Genomic DNA, 3024 nt, shown 5'->3' with positions numbered 1-3024 from the left:
CATGCATGTATAATCGATGGTCTGCGTTTACACATGGGTAAACGTTTTGTATACAAGCACAATGATATTGAAAGTGCGCGCAAGCAATTGGAGCGGGCGACTAAATTGGTTGAGCAAAGTGGTGGGGGAATTCTTGTAATTACTGAAGGCGTCTTTGGCATGTCCGGCGCACAAGGAAAATTAAAAGAGTTGGTGGATTTGAAAAAGGAGTTCAATTTCCGTTTGTTGATAGACGATGCCCATGGGTTCGGTACAATGGGGCCGACTGGAGCGGGTACCCATGAAGCGCAAAACTGCATAGACGGCGTTGATGTGTATTTTGGGACCTTTGCCAAATCAATGGCCGGCATTGGAGCTTTTGTTGCATCTACAGAGGAAATGACCAATTTCTTCCGATATAATATGCGCTCACAGACATTTGCAAAAGCCTTGCCGATGCCCATGGTTATCGGATTGTTAAAACGGCTTGAGCTGCTGAAAAATAACCCGGAGCTTAGGGAAAGATTGTGGAAAATTGCAACCACCCTTCAGAATGGATTGAGGGCGCGCGGATTCGATTTGGGTGTAACAGATACAATGGTCACACCAGTGTTTTTAAAAGGGGAACTGCTCGAGGCAACCGCTTTAACCATGGACCTTCGTGAGAACTATGGTATATTTTGTTCGATAGTTGTCTATCCTGTTATCCCTAAAGGATTAATTGAGCTGAGGCTGATACCAACGGCAGTACATTCTTTGGAGGACGTACAGCGTACCTTGGATGCCTTTAGTGAAGTTTCTGATAAATTACAAAATGGATATTATAAAGTTAATCAGTTTGTAGCTGATTAACAGTCCATATGGGAGAAAGCCCCTCAATGCATAATTGAGGGGCTTTTTTTATACTTCGTGTTTTGTAATGGTTTAATTATCAGTAATATGTGTGTTAAAGCATCAGATAGATTGTTTATAAAACGTTATTATGTGGAAAAAAACAGGATTTAGGGCATTTATTTCTTATTCTAAAAGTTTCATTATTAAAATAAACATCTTACTTTAGTAAGAGAGTATTAATCAAAACCTTAAAAACCTAAAAGGAGTAAATTAACGATGAAAAAATTTAACGAAGTAAAAGAACTTGTTGCATCTTTAGAAGCTGACGCTGATAAATTTTACAACAAAGCCAACAGCGCTGCAGGAACACGTGTACGTAAAGGCATGCAAGACCTTAAAAATTTAGCTCAAGCAATTCGTCTGGAGGTTCAGGAAACAAAAAATAAAGGTTAGAATAATTTTTATTTTTGTTTTGATAAAAAGGCGCCCCGATTATGGGACGCCTTTTTTATGATGCTATTTTTTGGATTCAGCGATTATCGCTTTCCGAAGATCTGATGAAACTTTCACCAAAGGTAACCTCAGGTTGTCATCACAGACTCCAAAGTGTTTTAATGCAGCTTTTACGCCAGCAGGATTACCCTCATTAAACATTAACCGCGTAAATTCGATAAGGTTTAAATGCAATGGTAAGGCAGCTTTGAAATCGCCATTCAAACACAACCTTACCATATCAGAAAGTTGTCGCGGTAACGCATTTCCAATAACAGAAATTACACCAACTGCACCGAGGGAAATCATCGGTAAAGCAACGGGATCGTCTCCGGAGATTAACAGGAAACCTTCAGGTTTATCTCTCATGATTTGATTAAACTGATCAAAATTACCCGAAGCTTCCTTAGTGCCAATTATATTTTTAAAATCGACAGCCAGTCTGCATGTAGTTTCAGGGCTTACATTGCTTGCTGTACGTCCTGGTACGTTATATAAGAAAACCGGCAGCGAACTGCTTTCGCTTATCGCCTTATAGTGCTGATATATGCCCTCCTGAGTAGGCTTGTTATAGTAGGGACTGGCCGATAAAATCGCATCATAACCATTTATTTCAAATGTTTTAACACTGTTTGCAATCTCCCTGGTGTCATTACCGCCAATACCGGCAACCAGGGGCAAACGGCTGTTATTGATTTCCGCAGTAAATTCCCAGATTTTTTTCTTTTCGTCCTTATTGAGTGTTGAAGCTTCACCAGTGGTGCCCAGTGACACCAGATATTCTACCTTGCCTTCTATCAGGTAATTAATCAGGTTTTTTAGCCCTTCATAATCTACTGACCCTTCTGCGTTAAATGGCGTAACTAACGCCACGCCCGTTCCATGAAATTTTTTCATCTGTAAAAAATTGTTTTATTTCAACATCTCTAATAAATCACCCTCTGAAATTAGTGGTACATTTAGTTTTTTAGCTTTATCAAGCTTAGAAGGTCCCATGTTGTCTCCTGCCAAAAGATAATTAAGTTTAGCAGATATGCCGCTTAATATTTTACCTCCATTGCTTTCGATCAGTTCCCTGAGTTCTTCTCTGCTGTAATTTTCAAAAACGCCCGAAATTACAAATGTTTTTCCAGTTAATTTATCACTTTGTAGTGCTATTTCAATTTCTGATACTTCAAACTGCAATCCGTACGATTTCAGACGGTCAATTTGGTCCAGATGCTCAGGTTTCCCAAAATATTCGATAATGCTTTCTGCGATTCGCTGGCCTATTTCGTCAATAGCTGTGAGTTCCTCAAGGCTTGATGTTATCAGATTATCAATGTTTCTTGTGCCGATCGCCAGTTTCCTGGCCACTGTTTCCCCTACATACCTTATTCCAAGCCCAAAGAGGACCTTCTCAAAAGGCATTTGTTTAGACAATTCAATGCCTGCCAGCATATTTTCGATAGAGCGTTCACCAAAACGCTCTAAAGTTTTGAGCTGATCTGCTTTTTCATGAAGTGTATACAGATCGCTGATGTGCCGGACCAGGTCCTTCTGATAGAAAGTTTCGATGGTCTCATCACCAAGGCCGTCGATATTCATTGCTTTTCTGCTGATGAAATGCTGGATCTTTCCTACTATTTGCGGAGGGCATCCTTCATCATTTGGGCAGTAGAATGCGACTTCTCCTTCTTTTCTAAGGAGCTTGCTGTCACATTCCGGGCAAAGGGACGG

At 40.2% G+C, this 3024-nt stretch carries 4 protein-coding genes; 2 read left to right on the top strand and 2 right to left on the bottom strand.

Going from position 1 to position 3024, the window contains the following annotated elements; genetic code table 11:
* Both VK541_RS07510 and VK541_RS07505 read left to right on the top strand, forming a co-directional pair.
* Nucleotides 1-831: aminotransferase class I/II-fold pyridoxal phosphate-dependent enzyme (locus VK541_RS07510; RefSeq protein ID WP_324368500.1), on the top strand; the 831-nt coding region annotated here is incomplete at its 5' end.
* Between the two features lie 258 nt (nt 832-1089).
* On the top strand, nt 1090-1266 hold the full coding sequence (locus tag VK541_RS07505; RefSeq protein WP_285054827.1) for a histone H1: 177 nt from the start codon (nt 1090-1092) through the stop codon (nt 1264-1266).
* Nucleotides 1267-1329: 63 nt separating this feature from the next.
* Here the strand turns inward: VK541_RS07505 and dapA are convergent, their stop codons facing one another.
* Both dapA and VK541_RS07495 read right to left on the bottom strand, forming a co-directional pair.
* Complete coding sequence (gene dapA, locus VK541_RS07500; protein ID WP_324368497.1) at nt 1330-2202, bottom strand: 4-hydroxy-tetrahydrodipicolinate synthase; 873 nt, start codon at nt 2200-2202, stop codon at nt 1330-1332.
* A gap of 15 nt (nt 2203-2217) precedes the next feature.
* Nucleotides 2218-3024, bottom strand: an 807-nt coding sequence (locus VK541_RS07495) for a helix-hairpin-helix domain-containing protein (protein WP_324368495.1), incomplete at its 5' end; no start/stop codon positions are given.

This window comes from Pedobacter sp. (genome assembly GCF_035317785.1).
Taxonomy (GTDB): domain Bacteria; phylum Bacteroidota; class Bacteroidia; order Sphingobacteriales; family Sphingobacteriaceae; genus Pedobacter.
Note: the sequence above shows the minus strand (reverse complement) of the source record. Positions and strands in the feature narration are given on the sequence as shown.